Origin of the sequence: Phycicoccus sp. 3266 (genome assembly GCF_031456495.1) — a bacterium.
In the GTDB taxonomy this organism is placed as follows: domain Bacteria; phylum Actinomycetota; class Actinomycetes; order Actinomycetales; family Dermatophilaceae; genus Pedococcus.
Map to the genome: position 1 here is coordinate 222,234 of NZ_JAVDUW010000003.1, position 17,675 is coordinate 239,908.

At 72.9% G+C, this 17,675-nt stretch carries 19 protein-coding genes; 10 read left to right on the plus strand and 9 right to left on the minus strand.

The features are described 5' to 3' along the window. Positions 1-188 precede the first annotated feature (188 nt). The 4 genes from crcB (J2X64_RS15395) (at position 189) to J2X64_RS15410 (ending at position 2,253) form a co-directional block, all read left to right on the plus strand. Positions 189-704 carry a fluoride efflux transporter CrcB gene (gene crcB / locus J2X64_RS15395; RefSeq protein WP_310156442.1) on the plus strand — a complete coding sequence of 172 codons (516 nt, stop codon included), beginning with the start codon at positions 189-191 and terminating at the stop codon, positions 702-704. Then, positions 701-1,069, plus strand: coding sequence for a DUF190 domain-containing protein (locus tag J2X64_RS15400; RefSeq protein WP_310156443.1), 369 nt, complete (start codon positions 701-703; stop codon positions 1,067-1,069). The genes crcB (J2X64_RS15395) and J2X64_RS15400 overlap by 4 nt, the downstream gene beginning before the upstream one ends. Beyond that, positions 1,066-1,437, plus strand: coding sequence for a fluoride efflux transporter CrcB (crcB, locus tag J2X64_RS15405; protein WP_310156444.1), 372 nt, complete (start codon positions 1,066-1,068; stop codon positions 1,435-1,437). Before J2X64_RS15400 ends, crcB (J2X64_RS15405) begins: the two co-directional genes overlap by 4 nt. A gap of 90 nt (positions 1,438-1,527) precedes the next feature. Then, positions 1,528-2,253, plus strand: coding sequence for a sulfite exporter TauE/SafE family protein (locus J2X64_RS15410; RefSeq protein ID WP_310156446.1), 726 nt, complete (start codon positions 1,528-1,530; stop codon positions 2,251-2,253). 2 nt (positions 2,254-2,255) lie between these two features. On the opposite strand, the gene rocD is transcribed toward J2X64_RS15410, so the two are convergent. After that, positions 2,256-3,473: an ornithine--oxo-acid transaminase gene (gene rocD / locus J2X64_RS15415; RefSeq protein WP_310157565.1), complete on the minus strand. Its 1,218-nt coding sequence runs from the start codon at positions 3,471-3,473 to the stop codon at positions 2,256-2,258. A gap of 250 nt (positions 3,474-3,723) precedes the next feature. Here rocD and J2X64_RS15420 point away from each other — a divergent pair, with 250 nt between their 5' ends. Both J2X64_RS15420 and ppk2 read left to right on the plus strand, forming a co-directional pair. Then, entirely contained in the window at positions 3,724-5,091 is a 1,368-nt protein-coding gene (locus J2X64_RS15420) for a cyclic 2,3-diphosphoglycerate synthase (protein ID WP_310156447.1), read from the plus strand. Positions 5,092-5,117: 26 nt separating this feature from the next. Beyond that, positions 5,118-5,930 (plus strand): polyphosphate kinase 2, encoded by an 813-nt coding sequence (gene ppk2 / locus J2X64_RS15425; RefSeq protein ID WP_310156448.1) that lies wholly within the window; start codon positions 5,118-5,120, stop codon positions 5,928-5,930. A gap of 99 nt (positions 5,931-6,029) precedes the next feature. Here the strand turns inward: ppk2 and J2X64_RS15430 are convergent, their stop codons facing one another. The 4 genes from J2X64_RS15430 to J2X64_RS15445 form a co-directional block, all read right to left on the minus strand. Beyond that, positions 6,030-6,701: a hypothetical protein gene (locus J2X64_RS15430; protein WP_310156450.1), complete on the minus strand. Its 672-nt coding sequence runs from the start codon at positions 6,699-6,701 to the stop codon at positions 6,030-6,032. Positions 6,702-6,746: 45 nt separating this feature from the next. Further along, positions 6,747-7,706 (minus strand): hypothetical protein, encoded by a 960-nt coding sequence (locus J2X64_RS15435; protein WP_310156452.1) that lies wholly within the window; start codon positions 7,704-7,706, stop codon positions 6,747-6,749. Beyond that, complete coding sequence (locus J2X64_RS15440; protein WP_310156454.1) at positions 7,696-8,187, minus strand: sigma-70 family RNA polymerase sigma factor; 492 nt, start codon at positions 8,185-8,187, stop codon at positions 7,696-7,698. The genes J2X64_RS15435 and J2X64_RS15440 overlap by 11 nt, the downstream gene beginning before the upstream one ends. Positions 8,188-8,420: 233 nt before the next feature. Further along, entirely contained in the window at positions 8,421-9,434 is a 1,014-nt protein-coding gene (locus J2X64_RS15445) for a cation diffusion facilitator family transporter (protein WP_310156456.1), read from the minus strand. A 54-nt stretch (positions 9,435-9,488) separates the two neighbouring features. On the opposite strand from J2X64_RS15445, the gene J2X64_RS15450 reads away from it, so the two are divergent. After that, on the plus strand, positions 9,489-9,866 hold the full coding sequence (locus J2X64_RS15450; protein ID WP_310156458.1) for a metalloregulator ArsR/SmtB family transcription factor: 378 nt from the start codon (positions 9,489-9,491) through the stop codon (positions 9,864-9,866). Positions 9,867-9,879: 13 nt separating this feature from the next. On the opposite strand, the gene J2X64_RS15455 is transcribed toward J2X64_RS15450, so the two are convergent. Both J2X64_RS15455 and J2X64_RS15460 read right to left on the minus strand, forming a co-directional pair. Next, positions 9,880-10,557 (minus strand): response regulator, encoded by a 678-nt coding sequence (locus tag J2X64_RS15455; protein ID WP_310156460.1) that lies wholly within the window; start codon positions 10,555-10,557, stop codon positions 9,880-9,882. Beyond that, the gene (locus J2X64_RS15460; RefSeq protein ID WP_310156462.1) at positions 10,554-12,176 is read right to left on the minus strand and encodes a sensor histidine kinase; all 1,623 of its coding nucleotides are present in this window, start codon (positions 12,174-12,176) and stop codon (positions 10,554-10,556) included. Before J2X64_RS15460 ends, J2X64_RS15455 begins: the two co-directional genes overlap by 4 nt. 192 nt (positions 12,177-12,368) lie before the next feature. Here J2X64_RS15460 and J2X64_RS15465 point away from each other — a divergent pair, with 192 nt between their 5' ends. From J2X64_RS15465 to J2X64_RS15475, 3 genes are all read left to right on the plus strand, one after another. Next, positions 12,369-13,178, plus strand: coding sequence for an ABC transporter ATP-binding protein (locus J2X64_RS15465; RefSeq protein WP_310156464.1), 810 nt, complete (start codon positions 12,369-12,371; stop codon positions 13,176-13,178). Further along, a complete protein-coding gene (locus J2X64_RS15470; protein WP_310156466.1) occupies positions 13,175-14,101 on the plus strand; it encodes an ABC transporter permease in 927 nt (308 codons plus the stop codon). Before J2X64_RS15465 ends, J2X64_RS15470 begins: the two co-directional genes overlap by 4 nt. 145 nt (positions 14,102-14,246) lie before the next feature. Further along, the gene (locus tag J2X64_RS15475; RefSeq protein ID WP_310156468.1) at positions 14,247-15,332 is read left to right on the plus strand and encodes an ABC transporter substrate-binding protein; all 1,086 of its coding nucleotides are present in this window, start codon (positions 14,247-14,249) and stop codon (positions 15,330-15,332) included. A gap of 161 nt (positions 15,333-15,493) precedes the next feature. On the opposite strand, the gene J2X64_RS15480 is transcribed toward J2X64_RS15475, so the two are convergent. Together J2X64_RS15480 and J2X64_RS15485 are read right to left on the minus strand one after the other, a co-directional pair. Further along, the gene (locus J2X64_RS15480) at positions 15,494-16,954 is read right to left on the minus strand and encodes a SulP family inorganic anion transporter (protein WP_310157567.1); all 1,461 of its coding nucleotides are present in this window, start codon (positions 16,952-16,954) and stop codon (positions 15,494-15,496) included. A gap of 249 nt (positions 16,955-17,203) precedes the next feature. Next, a complete protein-coding gene (locus J2X64_RS15485; protein ID WP_310156470.1) occupies positions 17,204-17,644 on the minus strand; it encodes a MerR family transcriptional regulator in 441 nt (146 codons plus the stop codon). Between the last annotated feature and the right edge of the window lie 31 nt (positions 17,645-17,675).

Below are 17,675 nucleotides of genomic sequence, written 5' to 3' on the forward strand. Positions count from 1 at the left end.
CGGCGGGTCGGGCACGACACGCTGGCGCCGGTGACGAGGTGGGCGTCGGTGTGCCGGACCGCGGTGCGGCGGTCACCCGCACGCTAGACTCCGAGCCGATGGCGGTGGGGCTCGCCGACAACCGCAGCGCACGCGCTGCCAACAGTCCCTGCTGGAGTCCTGTGCACCCTCGACCCGGTAGGAGACCCATGCCCGAACCCCAGCCGTCGCCCCTCGGCGCGACCGTGGACCCCGACGTCGACCTCCGGGTGGCGCCGACCCGCCGGGAGTGGTCCTCGCACCGGTGGGTGCTCCCGGTCGTCGCGCTCGGCGGGATGCTCGGCGCCACGGCGCGCTACCTGCTCGCCACGGCATACCCGGCACCGGCCGGTGGGATCCCGTGGGCGACCTTCACCATCAACGTCACCGGGTGCCTGCTCATCGGCGTCCTCATGGTGTTCGTCGTGGAGGTCGGCGGTACGCACCCGCTGCTGCGGCCGTTCCTGGGCGTCGGGGTGCTCGGCGGCTACACGACCTTCAGCACGTACACGGTGGAGACGCTCGGCCTGCTGCGGCACGGCGAGACCGCGGCCGCCACCGCCTACCTGCTGCTCACCGCCCTCGCCGCGCTGCTCGCCGTGACCTTGGGTGCCTTCGCCACGCGCGGCACCCTCGCCCTCGTCCACCGACGCAGGCACCGCACCGACCGGGAGGCCCACCGATGACCACGCTGAACGGACCGGCCCGGAGGCTGACCATCTACCTGGGGGAGTCCGACACCTGGCAGCACAAGCCCACCTACACCGAGATCGTCCACCGCGCGCACGCCGCCGGGCTGGCGGGCGCGAGCGTGCTCCGCGGGATCGAGGGCTTCGGCACGTCGCAGCGGATCCACACCTCGCGGCTGCTGTCGCTGTCGGAGGACCTGCCGGTCGTCGTCGTCATCGTCGACACCGCCGAGAAGGTGGACGCGTTCCTGCCGGTCATCGACGAGCTCGTGACCGAGGGGCTCGTCACCCTCGACGACGTCAGCGTCCGCGTGCACCGGTTCCGCGGACCCACGGGCGCGCCCTCGGACGGGGAGCAGTGACGGGCCTGCTGGTGCTGTGGATCGGTGCCGCGGTGGGGGCACCCGCGCGCTACCTCACCGACCGGGCGGTCCAGGCACGGCACGACAGCGTCCTGCCGTGGGGGACGCTCACCGTCAACGTCGTCGGGTCCCTCGTGCTCGGGCTGCTCACCGGCCTGGCCGCCCACCACGCGGTGCCGCACGCCCTCACCCTCGCCCTCGGGACGGGGTTCTGCGGGGCACTGACGACGTACTCGACCTTCAGCTACGAGACCATGCGCCTGGTCGAGAGCCGCTCGTACCTGGTGGCGGGGGCCAACGTGGCGGGGAGCCTGGTCGCGGGCATGCTCGCCGCCGGCGCCGGCTACCTGGCCGGCATGGGCCTGTGACGTGCCACGAACGCAGGCGGCGAGCGCGACCGTCGCCCCGTGACGGCGTGACCTCGGGGGACCCGGTGAGCCAGTGGACCCGGTGAGCCCGTGGACCCGCTGAGCCTGGCCCTCGCCGCGGTGGCGGCCTTCGCCCTCGCGGTCGTCTCGGCCGTCGCCGGCTTCGGGGGCGGCGTCGTCCTGCTGCCGGTGTTCACCGCGCTGTTCGGCCTGCGGGTCGCCGTCCCGGTGCTCACGCTGGCCCAGCTGGTCTCGAACGGGTCCCGCGTGGCGCTGAACTCGCGGCACATCGAGTGGCGCCTCGTCCGCAACTTCGCCCTCGGGGCCGTGCCGACCGCGCTCGCCTTCGGCCTGCTGTTCGCGACGGCGCCCGCGGCCGGCCTGCAGCGGGTCCTCGGCGTCTTCCTGCTCGCGGTCGTCGTCCTTCGCCACGTCCGCCGGCGGCAGCTGGGCCGCCCGAGCCCGCGGGCCTTCGTCGCCGTGGGCGCCGCCTCCGGGGCGGGGTCCGCGCTCCTGGGGAGCGTCGGGCCCCTGACGGCCCCGTTCTTCCTCGCGTACGGCCTGGTCAAGGACGCCTACATCGGCACCGAGGCGGCGGGGGCGGTGGTGATGCACGCCGCCAAGCTCGCGGCATACGGCACCGGGGACCTCGTGTCCGCCCGGGTGGCGGCGCTGGGCGCGGTCCTGGCCCCGGCGACGATGCTCGGGGCGTGGACCGGCAAGCGACTGGTCCACCGCATGGACGAGCGGGTGTTCACGGTGCTGGTGGAGGTGGGCCTCGTCGTCTCCGGCGTGTTCCTCGTGCTGGGCGCCTGACCTCAGCCGCCGTGGTGGCCCTGGTCGCGGTCCCGGCGGGCATCGTCGAGGACGCCCGCGACGGCGTCGAGCAGGAGCTCGACCTCCGCCTCGCGGATGACCAGCGGGGGAGCGAGGCGCACGGTCGACCCGTGGGTGTCCTTGGCGAGCACGCCGCGCTCGAGCAGCCGGTGGCACGCCTCGCGACCGGTCATGAGCGACGGGTCGATGTCGATCCCGGCCCACAGGCCGCGGCACCTGACCGCCACGAGGCCGTGGCCGACGAGGGCGCGCAGGCCCGACCCGAGCAGCAGCCCGAGCCGCCGCGCGCGCTCCTGGAACTCGCCCGTCGCGAGCAGCGCGACCACCGCCTGGCCGACGGCTGCGGCCAGCGGGTTCCCGCCGAACGTCGACCCGTGGCTGCCGGGGGTGAAGACGCCCAGCACGTCGCGGTCGGCGACGACCGCCGAGAGCGGCACGATGCCGCCGCCGAGCGCCTTGCCCAGCACGTAGACGTCCGGCACGACGCCCTCGAGGTCGCACGCGAACGTCGTCCCGGTGCGGCCCAGGCCCGACTGGATCTCGTCGGCGACCAGGAGCACGCCACGGCGACGGGTCAGGTCGCGCACGCCGCGCAGCCAGCCGTCCGGTGGTACGACGACCCCGCCCTCGCCCTGGATCGGCTCGATCAGCACGGCCACCGTCTCGTCGGTGACTGCGGCCTCGAGCGCCTCGAGGTCCCCGAACGGGACGAGGTCGAAGCCGGGCGTGTAGGGGCCGTAGTGCTCCCGGGCGACGGGGTCGTCGGAGAAGCTGATGATCGTCGTCGTGCGCCCGTGGAAGTTGCCGTGCATGGCGACGATCCGCGCCCGTCCGTCGGGGACGCCCTTCACCTCGTAGCCCCATCGGCGCGACACCTTGATCGCGGTCTCGACAGCCTCGGCGCCGGTGTTCATCGGCAGCACGAGGTCCTTGCCGGCGAGCGTCGCGAGGTCCCGGCAGAACGGTCCGAGGCGGTCGCTGTGGAACGCCCGGCTGGTCAGGGTGAGGCGCTCGAGCTGGGTCCGTGCCGCCGCCACGAGCGCCGGGTGCAGGTGGCCGAAGTTGAGGGCCGAGTAGCCGGCGAGGGCGTCGAGGTACCGCCGCCCCTCGACGTCGGTGACCCAGGCTCCTTCTGCGTGCGCGAGGACGACGGGGAGGGGGCTGTAGTTGCTCGCCACCCAGTCCTGCGCCATGGCGATGTGCTCGCGCGTCGCGTCATGGGGTGGTGCCTTGCCGACACCCCCGGACCCCTGGCGCGAGGCCGCTCCGCTCACCTTCCGATCGTCCCACCGCGGCCGCCGGCGGGGGAGCCCTGGTGACGAAGATCGCCCCCTCGGGCCGGTTCGCGCACATCACGCCGGTGGGAGACTCGACGTGGAGGGTCCCTTCCCCAGGACCACCCGCTGTGGGTGCGTCGGCCACGGCAGGAACCCGGCCGGGGAGACGGTCATGACCAGGAGCAGCACAGCCCGCACCCGCGTCGTCGTCCTGGGGGCAGCCGGACGCGACTTCCACGACTTCAACGTCGTGTTCCGGGACGACCCCGGGGTCGAGGTGGTCGCCTTCACGGCGACGCAGATCCCCGACATCGACGGGCGGCGCTACCCGGCAGAGCTCGCGGGATCCCTGTACCCGCAAGGGATCCCGATCGTCGCCGAGTCCGAGCTCCAGGACCTCCTCGCGCGCGAAGGCGTGGACCTCGTCGTCTTCGCCTACTCCGACGTGCGGCACGAGCACGTCATGCACCTGGCGTCCCGCTGCATCGCGGCCGGTGCCGACTTCCGGCTCCACGGTGCGCGGCGGACCATGCTGCGCAGCAGCAGGCCGGTCGTGGCGGTGACGGCCGTGCGCACCGGCGTCGGCAAGAGCCAGACGACCCGCTACGTGGCCCGGCTCCTCCGCGAGCAGGGCCTGCGGGTCGTGGCCGTGCGGCACCCGATGCCGTACGGGGACCTCGCCGCCCAGGCGTGCCAGCGCTTCGCCACGCACGCCGACCTCGACCGGTACGACTGCACGATCGAGGAGCGCGAGGAGTACGAGCCGCACCTCGACGCGGGCGTGGTCGTCTACGCCGGGGTCGACTACGAGCGGATCCTGCGGGAGGCCGAGCGCGAGGCCGACGTCGTCCTCTGGGACGGCGGCAACAACGACCTGCCGTTCTACGCCCCCGACCTCCACATCGTCCTGGCCGACCCGCTGCGCCCCGGCGACGAGACGGCATACCACCCCGGCGAGGCGAACGTCCGGATGGCAGACGTCGTCCTCGTCGCCAAGTGCGACTCCGCCCGCCCCGCCGACGTCGAGGCGGTCGAGGCCTCGGTCCGCTCGCTCAACCCGCACGCCACCGTGCTGCGGGCCGAGAGCCCCGTGACGGTCGACGACGCCGCGGCCGTCCGCGACCGGCGTGTGCTCGTGGTGGAGGACGGCCCGACGCTCACCCACGGCTCGATGTCGTGGGGCGCGGGCGTCGTGGGCGCCCGCGCGGCGGGGGCCGCGGAGGTCGTCGACCCGGTGCCGTATGCCGTGGGCTCGATCGCCGCGACGTACGCGAAGTACCCGAACGCCCGCGGAATCCTGCCGGCCATGGGCTACGGCGCCGAGCAGGTCCGCGACCTCGAGGCCACGATCCGCGCGGCGGTCGACGCGGGTGCGTGCGACGCGGTCGTGAGCGGCACTCCCATCGACCTCACGCGGGTGCTGTCGGTACCGGTACCGCTCGTGCGCGCCCGGTACGAGCTGCGCGAGGTGGTGCCGGGTGGCCTGGCCGCCTCGCTCGAAGGTGTCTCGCGGGCAGCCTCCGCCACGACCGGCTCGTAACCCAGGGCCGCGCCTACCATCGACGCATGCCCAAGGACGCAGGCTCGACCGGTTCGCTCCCCACGGAGGTCTACGAGGCGGAGCTGTTCCGGCTGCAGGCCGAGCTCGTCAAGGTCCAGGAGTGGGTCAAGGCCGAGCGGCAGCGTGTCGTCGTCGTCTTCGAGGGACGTGACGCCGCGGGCAAGGGCGGCACGATCAAGCGCATCACCGAGTACCTCAGCCCGCGCAACGCCCGCATCGTCGCGCTGCCCACGCCGACGGAGCGCGAGCGGACCCAGTGGTACTTCCAGCGGTACGTCGAGCACCTCCCCGCCGCCGGGGAGATCACCCTCTTCGACCGGTCCTGGTACAACCGGGCCGGCGTCGAGCGGGTCATGGGCTTCTGCACGCCGCACGAGCACCGCAGGTTCCTGCACCAGTGCCCGATCTTCGAGCGGCTGCTCGTCGAGGACGGCATCCTGCTGCGCAAGTACTGGTTCTCGGTCAGCGACTCCGAGCAGCAGCGCCGGTTCAGGTCGCGGCTCAGCGACCCGATGCGGCAGTGGAAGCTCTCGCCGATGGACCTCGAGTCGATCACCCGCTGGGAGGACTACTCGCGTGCCAAGGACGAGATGATGGTGCACACCGACATCCCCGAGGCCCCGTGGTACGTCGTGGAGTCCGACTCCAAGAAGCGCGCGCGGCTCAACATGATGGCCCATTTCCTGTCGACGATCCCGTATGCCGAGGTGCCGGCTCCGTCGCTGACGTTGCCCGAGCGCCCGAAGCCCAAGGGGTACGAGCGGCCGCCCCGCGAGCAGACGACCTACGTCCCCGACCACGCCGCCACCCTCGGCTGACGCCGACGCCCCGGGCCGTCTGCGCGGTGGCGCAGCGGCTCGGGGCGTCGAGCGGTTCCGGTGGGTCGAAGCGGCTCAGGTCCGGAGCGGCTCGGCCGGTCAGAGCCCGAGTGCGGTGCACACCTTCCCGAACTCGAGACCCGGGTCACCCGCCGCGACGTCCCAACGGCCGCGGAGGTCGAAGTCGTCGCTGAGGATCGTCGTCTTCTGCCCCACGTCGAGGGTGAGGACGCCGCCGTGCGCCGTCTTGAACCAGGTGTCGATGCCCTGCTTGCGCGTGACGCGGGAGTCGAGCACGCCCGGGGTGCCGAAGTCGCTGCGCCAGGTCATCTGGAGCCGCGTCTGGACGCCCGTCGACGCGGGCACGTCGGGCGAGGCGACGAGGGCGTCGCTGGTGTCGAGGTGGACGAGCCGGAAGTACTCGAGGAACCGGCCGGACGCCGGGTCGGGGGAGTACCACCGCGTCTGGGTGCGGTGGAACCGCCCGTCGACGCTCCAGAGCGGCTGCGTGCACCAGTCATCGGGCCCGGGCTCGGCACTCCAGCCGTAGGCGAGGTCGCCCGTGCACGCGATGTCCGGCCCCGCGGTCCGGCACGTCCACGACGTCCCCTCGTCCGAGCTCTCGAGCGGGTTGGGCACGAGGCGCGCGTCGGTGGGGGACACGGTGGTGTCGGCCGCCACCGCCGGGGTGGCCGACAGGGCCAGCGCGCCTGCGGCGAGCAGGACAGCGCCGGCCGCTGCGGTCCGGACGCGATGGGCGTGATCCTTCATGGTTCTCCTCCTTGCGTGGTGGACAGGTGGTGCGTGGTCGAGGGCTCACCGGCCCGGGGCCCTGGTCCAGACGCCCTCGAGCACGAAGCGCTCGTCCGGTTCGGCGGCCCGGCCGTCCACGCGGACGACGTTGCGCGTCGTGAGCGTGTCGCCGTCCACCGACCACTCGATCGCGAGCGAGCCAGCCTGGACCCAGCGGCCCAGGGCGTCGTAGACGACCGTCCCCTGGTCGCCCACGGCCGGGGACCCGCCGTCGCCCTGGACGATCACCGTCCAGCTCGCACGGCGGAAGTCCAGGTAGAGGTGGCTCCTGCCGTCGGTCAGCCCGTTGGCGGCGAGCCACTCCGGGCTGGCTCGGAACCCCTGCGCCCGCGCCTGCGCCGTCGTGACGTCGCGGGTCCAGCGACCGTCCGGGATCGTCGGTCCGCCCCAGGTCGAGACAGCCGTCGAGACCCAGGTCGTCGTGCCGAGGAGGGTGGACCGCGCGGTGCACGGGTCGACGAGGCGGACGAGGGCCAGGCGCTCGGCACTGCGTTCCACGGTGTACGTGCCGGCCGGCTGCCCCTGGCACAGGTCGCGCTGGAACAGCGTGGTCCGCAGCCTGTCGCCGACGAGCAGACCCTGGGTCCCGGAGAGGTCAGGGGTGGCCCCGGGTGGGGCCGTGACGGTGAGCCGGCCACCCCCGTCGAGGGACACGGTCCACCGGCCGGAGGTGTCGGGGGCTCCCGGCAGGGCGCCGACCAGACCGGCATACCGGCCGGGTGGGACCTGGATCGAGGTGGTTGCGGGACGCGGCGGCCGGTCGTCGGCACCCCAGCGCACCGTGACGGCGAGGGCGACGGCGGTGCCCGCGACGGCGACGCCCGTGGCCAGGCCGACCCAGCTTCGGGCGCGGCGGCGCCGGCTGCGCTCCATCACCCGCGCCAGGTGCTGCTCGATGTCCGGGTCGAGCCCCAGCTCGGCGTTCGCGGCCAGGCCCGCGCGGAGCCTGTCGTCAACCGACATCGCTGACCAGCTCCTCCCCGAGGGCCTGCGCGAGCCGGGCGCGGGCGCGGTACAGGTGCTGCTTCACCGTCGACTCTGACACGCGCAGCACGTCGGCGATCTCGGCCACGGGCCGGTCCTCGAAGTAGTGCAGGACGACGGCGGCACGCTGCATCGGGGCCAGCTGCCGCACGGCCGCGGCCACGTCCGGGTCCGGGTCTGCGGGAGGCGCCGGCACGGCATACGCACGCATCTCCCGCAACGGGCGCGAGCGTTCGCGCGACAGGTGGCGCAGGGCCATGCGGACGGCGACCTTGCGCACCCAGGCCTCGGGCCGTTCGTAGGCGGAGACGGTCGACCAGCTGCCCAGGAGCTTGACGAAGGCGTCCTGGGTGAGCTCCTCGGCGACGGCGCGGTCGTGCACGACCAGGAACACCGTGCGCGCGACCGAGGTGAACGAGGCGCGGAACAGCGCCTCGTACTCCCTTCGGTCACTTCCCATGGCACGCCCTCCGTGCGGCGACGGACGTCGAGGCTCAGGATGCCGAGCGGGGACGCCGGCGCGAACCACCAGAAGGACCACGCCGCCACCGCCTCGTGCCGATCTCCACCGTGCGTCTCCTCCCGCGTGCCGCGCCCCTGGTGGGGCGGCACTCCACCTGGGGACAGGCACGACGAGCCCGCGCGGTTGACACGGTGTCGCCCCGACTTCCGCGCCGGCGGCCGGGCGCGCCGTCAGGGCGTGGCTGGCGCCCCGGACGGCGACGTGGCGACGACGGCGTCGCGAAGGCGCGGCACCGCTGCGGCCAGTCGGTGCTCGGCGGCCCGGGCGACCTCGTGCGCCTGGGCGAGGGTGAGGGACGGGTCCACCTCGACGGACACGTCCGCGTGGACCTCGTGGCCGATCCACCGCAGCCGGAGCCGGCGCAGCGCGCGCACCCCGTCGGTGCCGGTCACGGCCGCCTGGGCGGATGCCGTCAGCTCCGGCTCCACGCCGTCCATCAACCGGCGGAAGACCTCGCGTGCGGCCGTCCGGAGCACCAGCAGGATGGCGATAGTGATGACCAGCCCCACAGCCGGGTCGGCCCAGGGCAACCCGAGGGCGACGCCGCCCGCGCCGAGCAGCACCGCAAGGGACGTGAGGCCATCGGTACGAGCGTGGTGCCCGTCCGCGACGAGCGCCGCCGACCCGATCGCGCGCCCCACCCGGATCCGGTATGCCGCGACCGCCTCGTTGCCGAGGAAGCCCACGAACCCGGCGACCGCGACCCAGCCGAGGTTCTGCACCGGGGCGGGGTCGAGCAGCCGGCGCACGGCCTCCCAGCCGGCGAGGACCGCGGAGAGGGCGATCATCGCGATGACGAACAGGCCGGCCAGGTCCTCGGCGCGGCCGTACCCGTACGTGTAGCGGCGCGTCGCGGCGCGGCGGCCGAGGAGGAACGCGATCCACAGCGGCAGGGCGGTGAGGGCGTCGGAGAAGTTGTGGATCGTGTCCGCGAGGAGGGCCACCGAGCCGGACACGGCCACCACGACCAGCTGCAGGAGCGCCGTGGACCCGAGTCCCACGAGGCTGAGCTTGACGGCACGGATCCCGCGGGCGCTGGACTCCAGCGCGGTGTCGAGCGAGTCGGCGGCGTCGTGCGAGTGCGGGGTCAGGACGTGGCGGACCCGGTCCCACCAGCCGTGCCCGTGGTCGTGGTCGTGCCCGTCCTCGTGGTGGCGGTCGTGGTGGTCGTGCAGGTGCGGCATGGCGAGGAGCATATCTGCGTACCTGTGAAGGTATGCACACAGTAGGGTTGCGGCATGCACGACAGCCTTCCCGACCTCTCGATGCCCGAGGACGAGCAGGCGCACCTCGCCGCCGAGACCTTCCGGATGCTCGCCGACCCGACCCGGATCAAGCTGCTGTGGGCGCTGCTCCAGGGCGAGTCCTCGGTGACGTGCCTCGCGGAGCTGGCGGGCGTGAGCCCCACGTCGGTGAGCCAGCACCTGGCCAAGCTCCGTCTCGCAGGGCTGGTCCGGGGCAGGCGTGAGGGGACGTTCGTGTACTACACGGCAGCCAACACCCACGTGCATGCGCTGCTGTCGGAGGCCCTGTCACACGCCGACCACGCGGAAGGCGAGCTCGGGTCGGAGGACCAGCACAGCCACGCCACCGGCGGCGTCGGGGCGAGCACCTGACCCGGCGGTCGGCTCAGGTGCGGCGGCGCACGTAGCGGTGCTCCGGCCGGCCGGTGCTGCCGTAGGCGAGGTCGAGGTCGAGGAACCGCTTCTTCGTCAGCGTGGCGAGGTACCGCTGCGCCGTCGGACGGCTCGCGCCGAGGATGGCCGCGACCTCGCTGGCACCGATCGGCTGCGGCGCCGACGCGACGATGTCGAGCACCTTGGCCATGGTCGGCTGGAGCGACGGGGTCGCCGGCGGTCGCCGCGGGGCCGTCGAGCGCATCCGGTAGAGCGCGTCGATCGTCTCCTGGTCGGCCTCGGGTGCCGTCTGCGCGTGCTGCGCCCAGGCGCGGTACGCCTCGAGCTGCTCGCGGAGTGCGGCGAAGGTGAACGGCTTCACGAGGTAGTAGAAGGCGCCGAGCTGCATCGCGGTACGGACCGACTCGATGTCCCGGGCGGCCGTCACCAGCAGGAAGTCGGGGACGCGACCTCCTGAGGCGGCCAGCCGCCGGACCAGGTCGAGCCCGTCGAAGTCGGGCAGGTACATGTCGAGCAGCAGCAGGTCGGGCGCGGTCGACCCGACCAGCTCCTGCGCCTCGGTGCCGCTGTGCGCCTGGCCCACCACCTCGAGGCCGGGCAGCTTGGCGACGCTCAGGGCGTGGGCGTGCGCCACGTGGTAGTCGTCGTCGACCACGAGCACCCGGATCACGACGCCACCTCGGCGACCCGCAGCGGCAGCGTGACCTCGAACCGCGCGCCGCCGGGCGAGCTGGCGACGATGGTGCCGCCGGCCCTCGTGACGAGTCGGTGCACGAGTGCGAGCCCGACGCCACGGCGCATGGCGCCGCGCGGCTCCTTGGTGGTGAACCCGTCGACGAACACCTCGCGCAGCTGGTCGTGCGGTATGCCGGGGCCGGTGTCCTCCACGACGAGGTGCAGCCGTGCGCGGCCGTCCGTCCCGGGGGCCGTCGTCAGCGTCACGGTCACGGTCCCGCGCGGGCTGTCGCCCGCGGTCCGCGGGTCGTTGGCGACTGCGTCGACGGCGTTGTCGACGAGGTTCCCCAGCACGGAGACCAGCGGCAGCTCGCCACCCTCGTCGGCCCGCAGCTGGCTCTCGGGGGCGAGCCGCACGGCGACGTCACGCTCGGCGGCGACGGTCGCCTTGGCGAGCAGGAGGGCGGCGACGACGGGGGAGCCGATCCGCGTGCGGACCTCCTCGCTGGCATACGTCGTCTCGGCCTGGAGCTGGCTGCTGTAGCGCGTCGCCTCCTCGACCTCCCCGAGCTCGAGGAGCACCGCGAGCACGTGAAGCCGGTTGGAGAACTCGTGCTCCTGCGCCCGCAGCGCCGTCGACAGGCCCTCCATCGAGTCGAGCTGGCGCAGCAGCGCCTCCATCTCCGTGCGGTCCCGGATGGTGACCACCGAGCCGGCGTCGCGCCCCGCGACGCTGACCGGCCGCCGGTTGAGGACCAGCAGGTGCTCGTCCGTCACGGCGACGAGGTCCGAGCCGGGAACCTCGCCCGTGACGATCCGTCGCACGCGTCCCTTGGGCAGGAGCTCCTCGACGCGTTGCCCGAGGCGCGCGTGCTGCAGGCCCAGCAGCCGCCGGGCCTCGTCGTTGAGGACGTTGATGCCGCCGGCCGCGTCCACCCCGAGCACGCCCTCGCGGATGCCGTGCAGCATCGCCTCGCGCTCCTGGACCAGCCCCACGATCTCGGCCGGCTCCAGCCCGAAGGTGACCCGCTTGATGGCGCGTGCCAGCAGGAGGGAGGCGCCGACGCCGAGGGCCAGGGCCACCGCGCAGTAGAGCGCGATGTCGGCGAGCTCGGCGTGCAGGCGACCGCTCACCTGGGTCTCGAGGATGCCGACCGACACCTCGCCCACCACGCTCCCGTCGGCCGCGACTACGGGCGCCTTGGCGTTCGCGGACCGGCCGAGGCTGCCCTCGTTCATCCCGGTGTGGACCCTGCCGTCGAGCGCGACCACCGGCTCCTCCACGCGCTGCCCGATGAGGTAGGGGTTCGGGTGGGAGTGGCGTGTGCCGCCGCGGTCGATGACCACGACGTACGAGGCGTGGGTGCTCGAGCGGACGCGTTCGGCCAGGGCGGGGATCTGGTTGCCGGGGTCGCCGTCGACCAGGGCCCGGGCGACCTCGGGGGAGCGACCCACGGCCTCGGCGATGCCCGCCGCCTGCTCGCGCGCCTGTGCGTCGGCCTGGTTCGCGGCGAGGCGGGAGAACAGCGCGAAGCCCACGGCCAGGGTCACCACGACGATGCCGAGGACCGCGGCGAGGATGCGCGCCGCCAGCGTCCGGCCCAGTCGCGGCATACCTCTCCCGTCCTCGTGGTCGCGCCGACGGTGGCGCCCCGGCGCCCTCGGTGGCGCCGGAACCAGCATGACTGAGCAGATTGCACAAAACCATCGCTATCGCGGGTATCGGTCGCAACGCGCACAACGCTTCCGGCAGCCACGGCCCTCTTCCTACGGTGACGCAACTCAACGACGAGAAGGGATTTCCCCATGGCGGCCATCGAGCTGCGGAACGTCACCAAGAAGTTCGCGACGTCGGACGGCGGGACGTACACCGCCCTGCAGGACCTGTCGCTGACGGTCGAGGACGGCCAGTTCTGCGCCGTCGTCGGTCCGACCGGCTGCGGCAAGTCGACCACCCTGACGCTGGTCTCGGGACTCGAGCGGCCGTCGAAGGGGGAGGCGCTCGTCCACGGCGAGCCGGTCCGCGGGATCGGCGTCGGCACCGGCTTCGTCTTCCAGCAGGACGCCGTCTTCCCCTGGCGCACGGTGCTGGACAACGTCAGTGCCGGACCCGTCTACCGCGGGGTGTCACGGTCCGAGGCGCTCGGCCAGTCGCGGGACTGGCTGCGCCGCGTGGGCCTCAGCGGGTTCGAGGACCGCTACCCCCACCAGCTCTCGGGCGGCATGCGCAAGCGCGTCGCCCTCGCGCAGACGCTCATCAACCAGCCTCGGATCCTGCTCATGGACGAGCCGTTCTCGGCCCTCGACGTCCAGACGCGGGCGATCATGTCGACCGAGCTGCTCCAGCTGTGGGACCAGACCCGGCCGGCCGTGGTCTTCGTGACCCACGACCTCGAGGAGGCGATCGCCCTCGCGGACAAGGTCGTCGTCCTCACCGCCGGCCCCGGCACGGTCAAGGCCGAGTTCGAGATCGACCTGCCGCGGCCGCGGGTGGTGCAGGAGATCCGGTTCGACCCCCGGTTCGTGCGGCTGTACGAGCAGATCTGGGAGGCGCTTCGGGCCGAGGTCGAAGAGGCGTACGCCCGCACCACGCGAGCCGTGGCGGTGGCGTCATGATCGACACCGCGCACGACAGCCCCGCCGGCAACGACACCTCGCTCTCCGAGGCGACCCGGGCGGAGCGGGTGCAGGCCCCCGTGGCCGGCGCCCGGCGCGGCGGGTCGTCCCCGCGACAGGCGGCGCGGCGACGCCGGCTGGTGCTCGCCGGTGCGCGCGGTGCCATCGTCGTCATCGCCCTCACCGCGTGGCAGCTGCTCGTCAACGCCAAGGTGGTCGACCCGTTCTTCTGGGGCGAGCCCTCGGGGGTCTGGGCCGACCTGCGCGACTGGGTGACCGTCGGCACGAGCCAGGGCTCGCTCGGCGAGCAGGTCGTGACGACGCTCGAGGAGGCGGTGCTCGGCTTCGTCATCGGGTCGGTGCTCGGCATCGTCCTCGGCATCGCGCTCGGCCGGGTGCAGCTGCTCTCCGAGCTGTTCGCGCCGTTCCTCAAGGCCGCCAACTCGATCCCGCGCATCATCCTCGGCTCGATCTTCACCGTGGCGTTCGGCTTCGGCATCCAGTCCAAGGTGATCCTGGCCGTGGTCCTCGTGTTCTTCGGGGTGTTCTTCAACGCCTTCCAGGGCGCCCGTGAGGTCGACCGGAACCTCATCGCCAACGCCCGGCTGCTCGGCGCGACCCGCTGGCAGGTGGCCCGGGACGTCGTCCTGCCGTCCGCGTTCACCTGGATCCTCGCGAGCCTGCACATCAGCTTCGGGTTCGCCCTCATCGGAGCCCTGGTCGGCGAGATCCTCGGCGCCAACAAGGGACTCGGCCTGCTGATCCGCTCGTCGCAGAACAACTTCGACATGAACGGCGTGCTCGCGGGGATGGTCCTCGTGGCGGTCATCGCGCTCACCGCCGAGGGGCTCATCACCGTCCTCGAGCGGCGGCTCCTGCGCTGGCGGCCCCCGCAGGCGCACGGGGGAGCGGCCATCGAGTGACGCCGCCGCCGGCAGGTCCGGCCACCGCTCGACCTGGTCCCACTGACCACCACCTCGCGCCCGCCGGGCACCCCAGCCCACGGACGCTCCGCACCCCAGCCCAGCACCGCACACCACGCAAGCACCGCAACTCAAAGGAGAGTGCATGAACACCAAGCGCCTCGCTGCCGTCGCGACGGCAGCCCTGGCCAGCGTCTCGCTGGCCGCCTGCGCCAACAACGCCTCCGGCAGCACGTCCGGCGGCTCCGCCGGCTCGTCCAGCAGCTCGGCAGGCGCCAAGGACGCCTCGGCGCCCACCGTCACGATCATGGTCGGCGGCATGAGCAAGCAGATCTACCTGCCGTTCATGCTCGCCAAGCAGCTCGGGTACTACGACAAGGCCGGCGTGGACGTGAACCTCGTCGACGAGCCCGCCGGCGGTGACGCCACCGAGAACATGCTGGCGGGCCAGGTCCAGGGTGTCGGCGGCTTCTACGACCACAACATCGCCCTGCAGGCGCAGGGCAAGTCGTCCGAGGCCGTGGTCTCCATGCTGCAGATCCCCGGCGAGGTCGAGCTGTGCCGCAGCGACCTCAAGGGCAAGGTGAAGAGCCCGGCCGACTTCAAGGGCCGCCAGCTCGGCATCACCGACACCGGCTCCTCGACCGACTTCCTCACCCAGTACCTCAGCAAGAAGAACGGGGTCGACCCGAGCCAGGAGACCCGCCGCGGCGTCGGCGCCGGGCAGACCTTCATCGCGGCCATGAAGCAGAAGGCGATCGACTGCGGCATGACCACCGAGCCCACGGTCTCCCAGGCCGTCTCGGACGGGACGGCGTTCATCCTGCTCGACATGCGCACCGCCGAGGGCTCCAAGGCTGCGCTGGGCGGCACCTACCCCGCGACGTCGCTCTACATGCAGACGAGCTGGGTGGACGCCCACAAGGACACCGTCCAGAAGCTCGTCAACGCCTACGTCTCGACGCTCACGTGGATCCAGGGCCACTCCGCCGCCGAGATCGCCGACAAGATGCCGGCCGACTACTACAAGGGCGTCGGCAAGGACGCCTACGTCAAGGCGCTGGACAGCGAGAAGGGCATCTTCAACCCGACCGGCCTGATGCCGAGCGACGGCCCGTCCACCTGCCTCGCCGTCCTGGGCGAGTTCAACCCGAAGGTGAAGGGCAAGAGCATCGACCTGTCCAAGACCTACACCAACGAGTTCGTCCAGGCGGCCAAGCCCCTCGCCTGACCTGCTCCCGCACGCGCGCCCGTGACCCGGGCGACGTGCCCGGACCCCCCACGGGCCCGGCCGGCGCGACGCCGGTCGGGCCCGTGGTCCGTCCCGCGGGCCGGGCCAGCGGTCCGGGCCAGTGGTCCGTCCCGGGCGGCCGCGACGCCGCCCGGACTGCGTCAGTGGGCGCCCGCGAGGTGGCCGGCGAGGCGGTCGTGCCGCTCCTGGCTGGCCTCGTCGAGGCCGGTGATCGTGACCTCCTTGCCCTTGCTGCGGTAGCGGGTCGTGATGGCGTCGAGCGTCGCCACCGAGGAGGCGTCCCACACGTGCGAGCCGGACAGGTCGATCACGACGCGGTCCGGGTCGCCGACGTAGTCGAACTGGGTGACCAGGTCGTTGCTGGAGGCGAAGAAGAGCTCGCCCACCACGGCATACACCTTGGTCCCCGGGTCCGGCTGCGCGACCTCCACGACCTGCGTGAAGTGGGCCACCCGCCGCGCGAACAGGACCATCGCCACGAGGACGCCGACGACCACGCCGATCGCCAGGTTGTGGGTGAGGACGACGACCACGACCGTCGCGACCATGACCGCGGTCTCGCTGCGCGGCATACGGCGCAGCGTGGCGAGCCGGACGCTGTGCCAGTCGAACGTCCCGACCGACACCATGACCATCACGGCGACCAGGGCCGCCATCGGGATCGTGCCGACGAGGTCGCCGAGGCCGACGACGAGGACGAGGAGGAAGACGCCGGCCAGGAAGGTGGAGATCCGCGTCCGCGCGCCGGAGCCCTTCACGTTGATCATCGTCTGCCCGATCATCGCGCAGCCGCCCATGCCGCCGAAGAAGCCGGTGACGATGTTGGCGGCGCCCTGGCCCCAGGCCTCGCGGGTCTTGGAGGAGTGGGTGTCGGTCACGTCGTCGACGAGCTTGGCGGTCATGAGCGACTCCATGAGCCCGACCAGTGCCATGCCGAGCGCGTACGGGCCGATGACGGACAGCGTGTGCAGCGTGAGCGGGACGTGCGGCAGGAAGAGGCTGGGCAGGCTGTCGGGCAGCTTCCCCTCGTCGCCGACGGTGGGGACCGCCAGCGAGGTGCCGACCGTGAATGCCGTGAGGGCGAGGATCGCGACGAGCGGCGCCGGGACGACCGTCGTCAGGCGCGGCAGCAGGACCATGACGGCGATGCCCACCACGACCAGCGGGTAGACCGCCCACGGGACGCCCACGAGGTGGGGCAGCTGCGCGAGGAAGATGAGGATGGCCAGGGCGTTGACGAAGCCCACCATCACCGAGCGGGGGATGAACCGCATCAGCTTGGCGACGCCGAGCAGCCCGAGGGCGACCTGGATGACGCCGGCGAGGATCACCGTCGCCACGAGGTGGTCGAGCCCGTATTGGCGCACGACGGGGGCGATCACCAGGGCGACCGCGCCAGTCGCCGCGGAGATCATCGCCGGACGGCCGCCCAGGAAGGCGATCGAGACCGCCATCGTGAACGAGGCGAACAGCCCGACCCGCGGGTCGACGCCGGCGATGATCGAGAACAAGATCGCCTCGGGGATGAGCGCCAGGGCCACCACGAGGCCGCCGAGGACCTCGGTGCGGAGCCGGGCGGGGGAGCGCAGGGCCGCACGCACCGAGGTGCTCGCAGGCTCGTGCGGCGACCCCGCCGCGGTGTCGCGAGCGGGCCAGGTGTCGGGGCCGGGCGAGCTGTCGGGTCCGGCGGTGGGGACGTGGGCAGGGGACGTGCCAGGCACAGAAGTACTCCAACGTGGGGGAAGGGGAACGGCAGGCGCCGGACCGGCATCGGACCGGCATCGGGCCGGCGGGGTGCCGAGCGGGTCGGCGGGGTGCCGAGCGGGTCGGCAGGCGGAGGTGAGCGCGCGTCAGCGCTGACGCGGGGTGGTCTGTCGTGCGGTGGCCTGCGGTGCGCGGAGCTCTCCTCGCAGCTGGGCGGCAAACGCCTCCGCGTTGTCCACGCGCTCGCGCAGGACCTCGAGCTGGTGCGTCACGAGCGTCTCGTACGCGGCGAGCCGGTCGAGGAGCTTCGCGCGGGTGCCGGCGGACAGGCGCGGGGAGGCCAGGCGGTCGCGCAGGTCGATGAGGTCGCGCATCTCCTCCAGCGAGAAGTCCAGGGGCTTCATCCGCTTGATGAGCAGCAGCCGGCTGACGGCGTCCTCGGTGTAGAGCCGGAAGCCGCCCGCCGAGCGCTGCGTGCCCGGCAGGAGGCCGACCTCCTCGTAGTGACGGATGGTCCGCAGGCTCAGGCCGGTGCGCTCGGCGACGTCACCGATCTGGAGCAGACCGATGTCGGCGTGCGGACCCATGTCCCGCACTCTACCCTTACGTAAGGGTAGG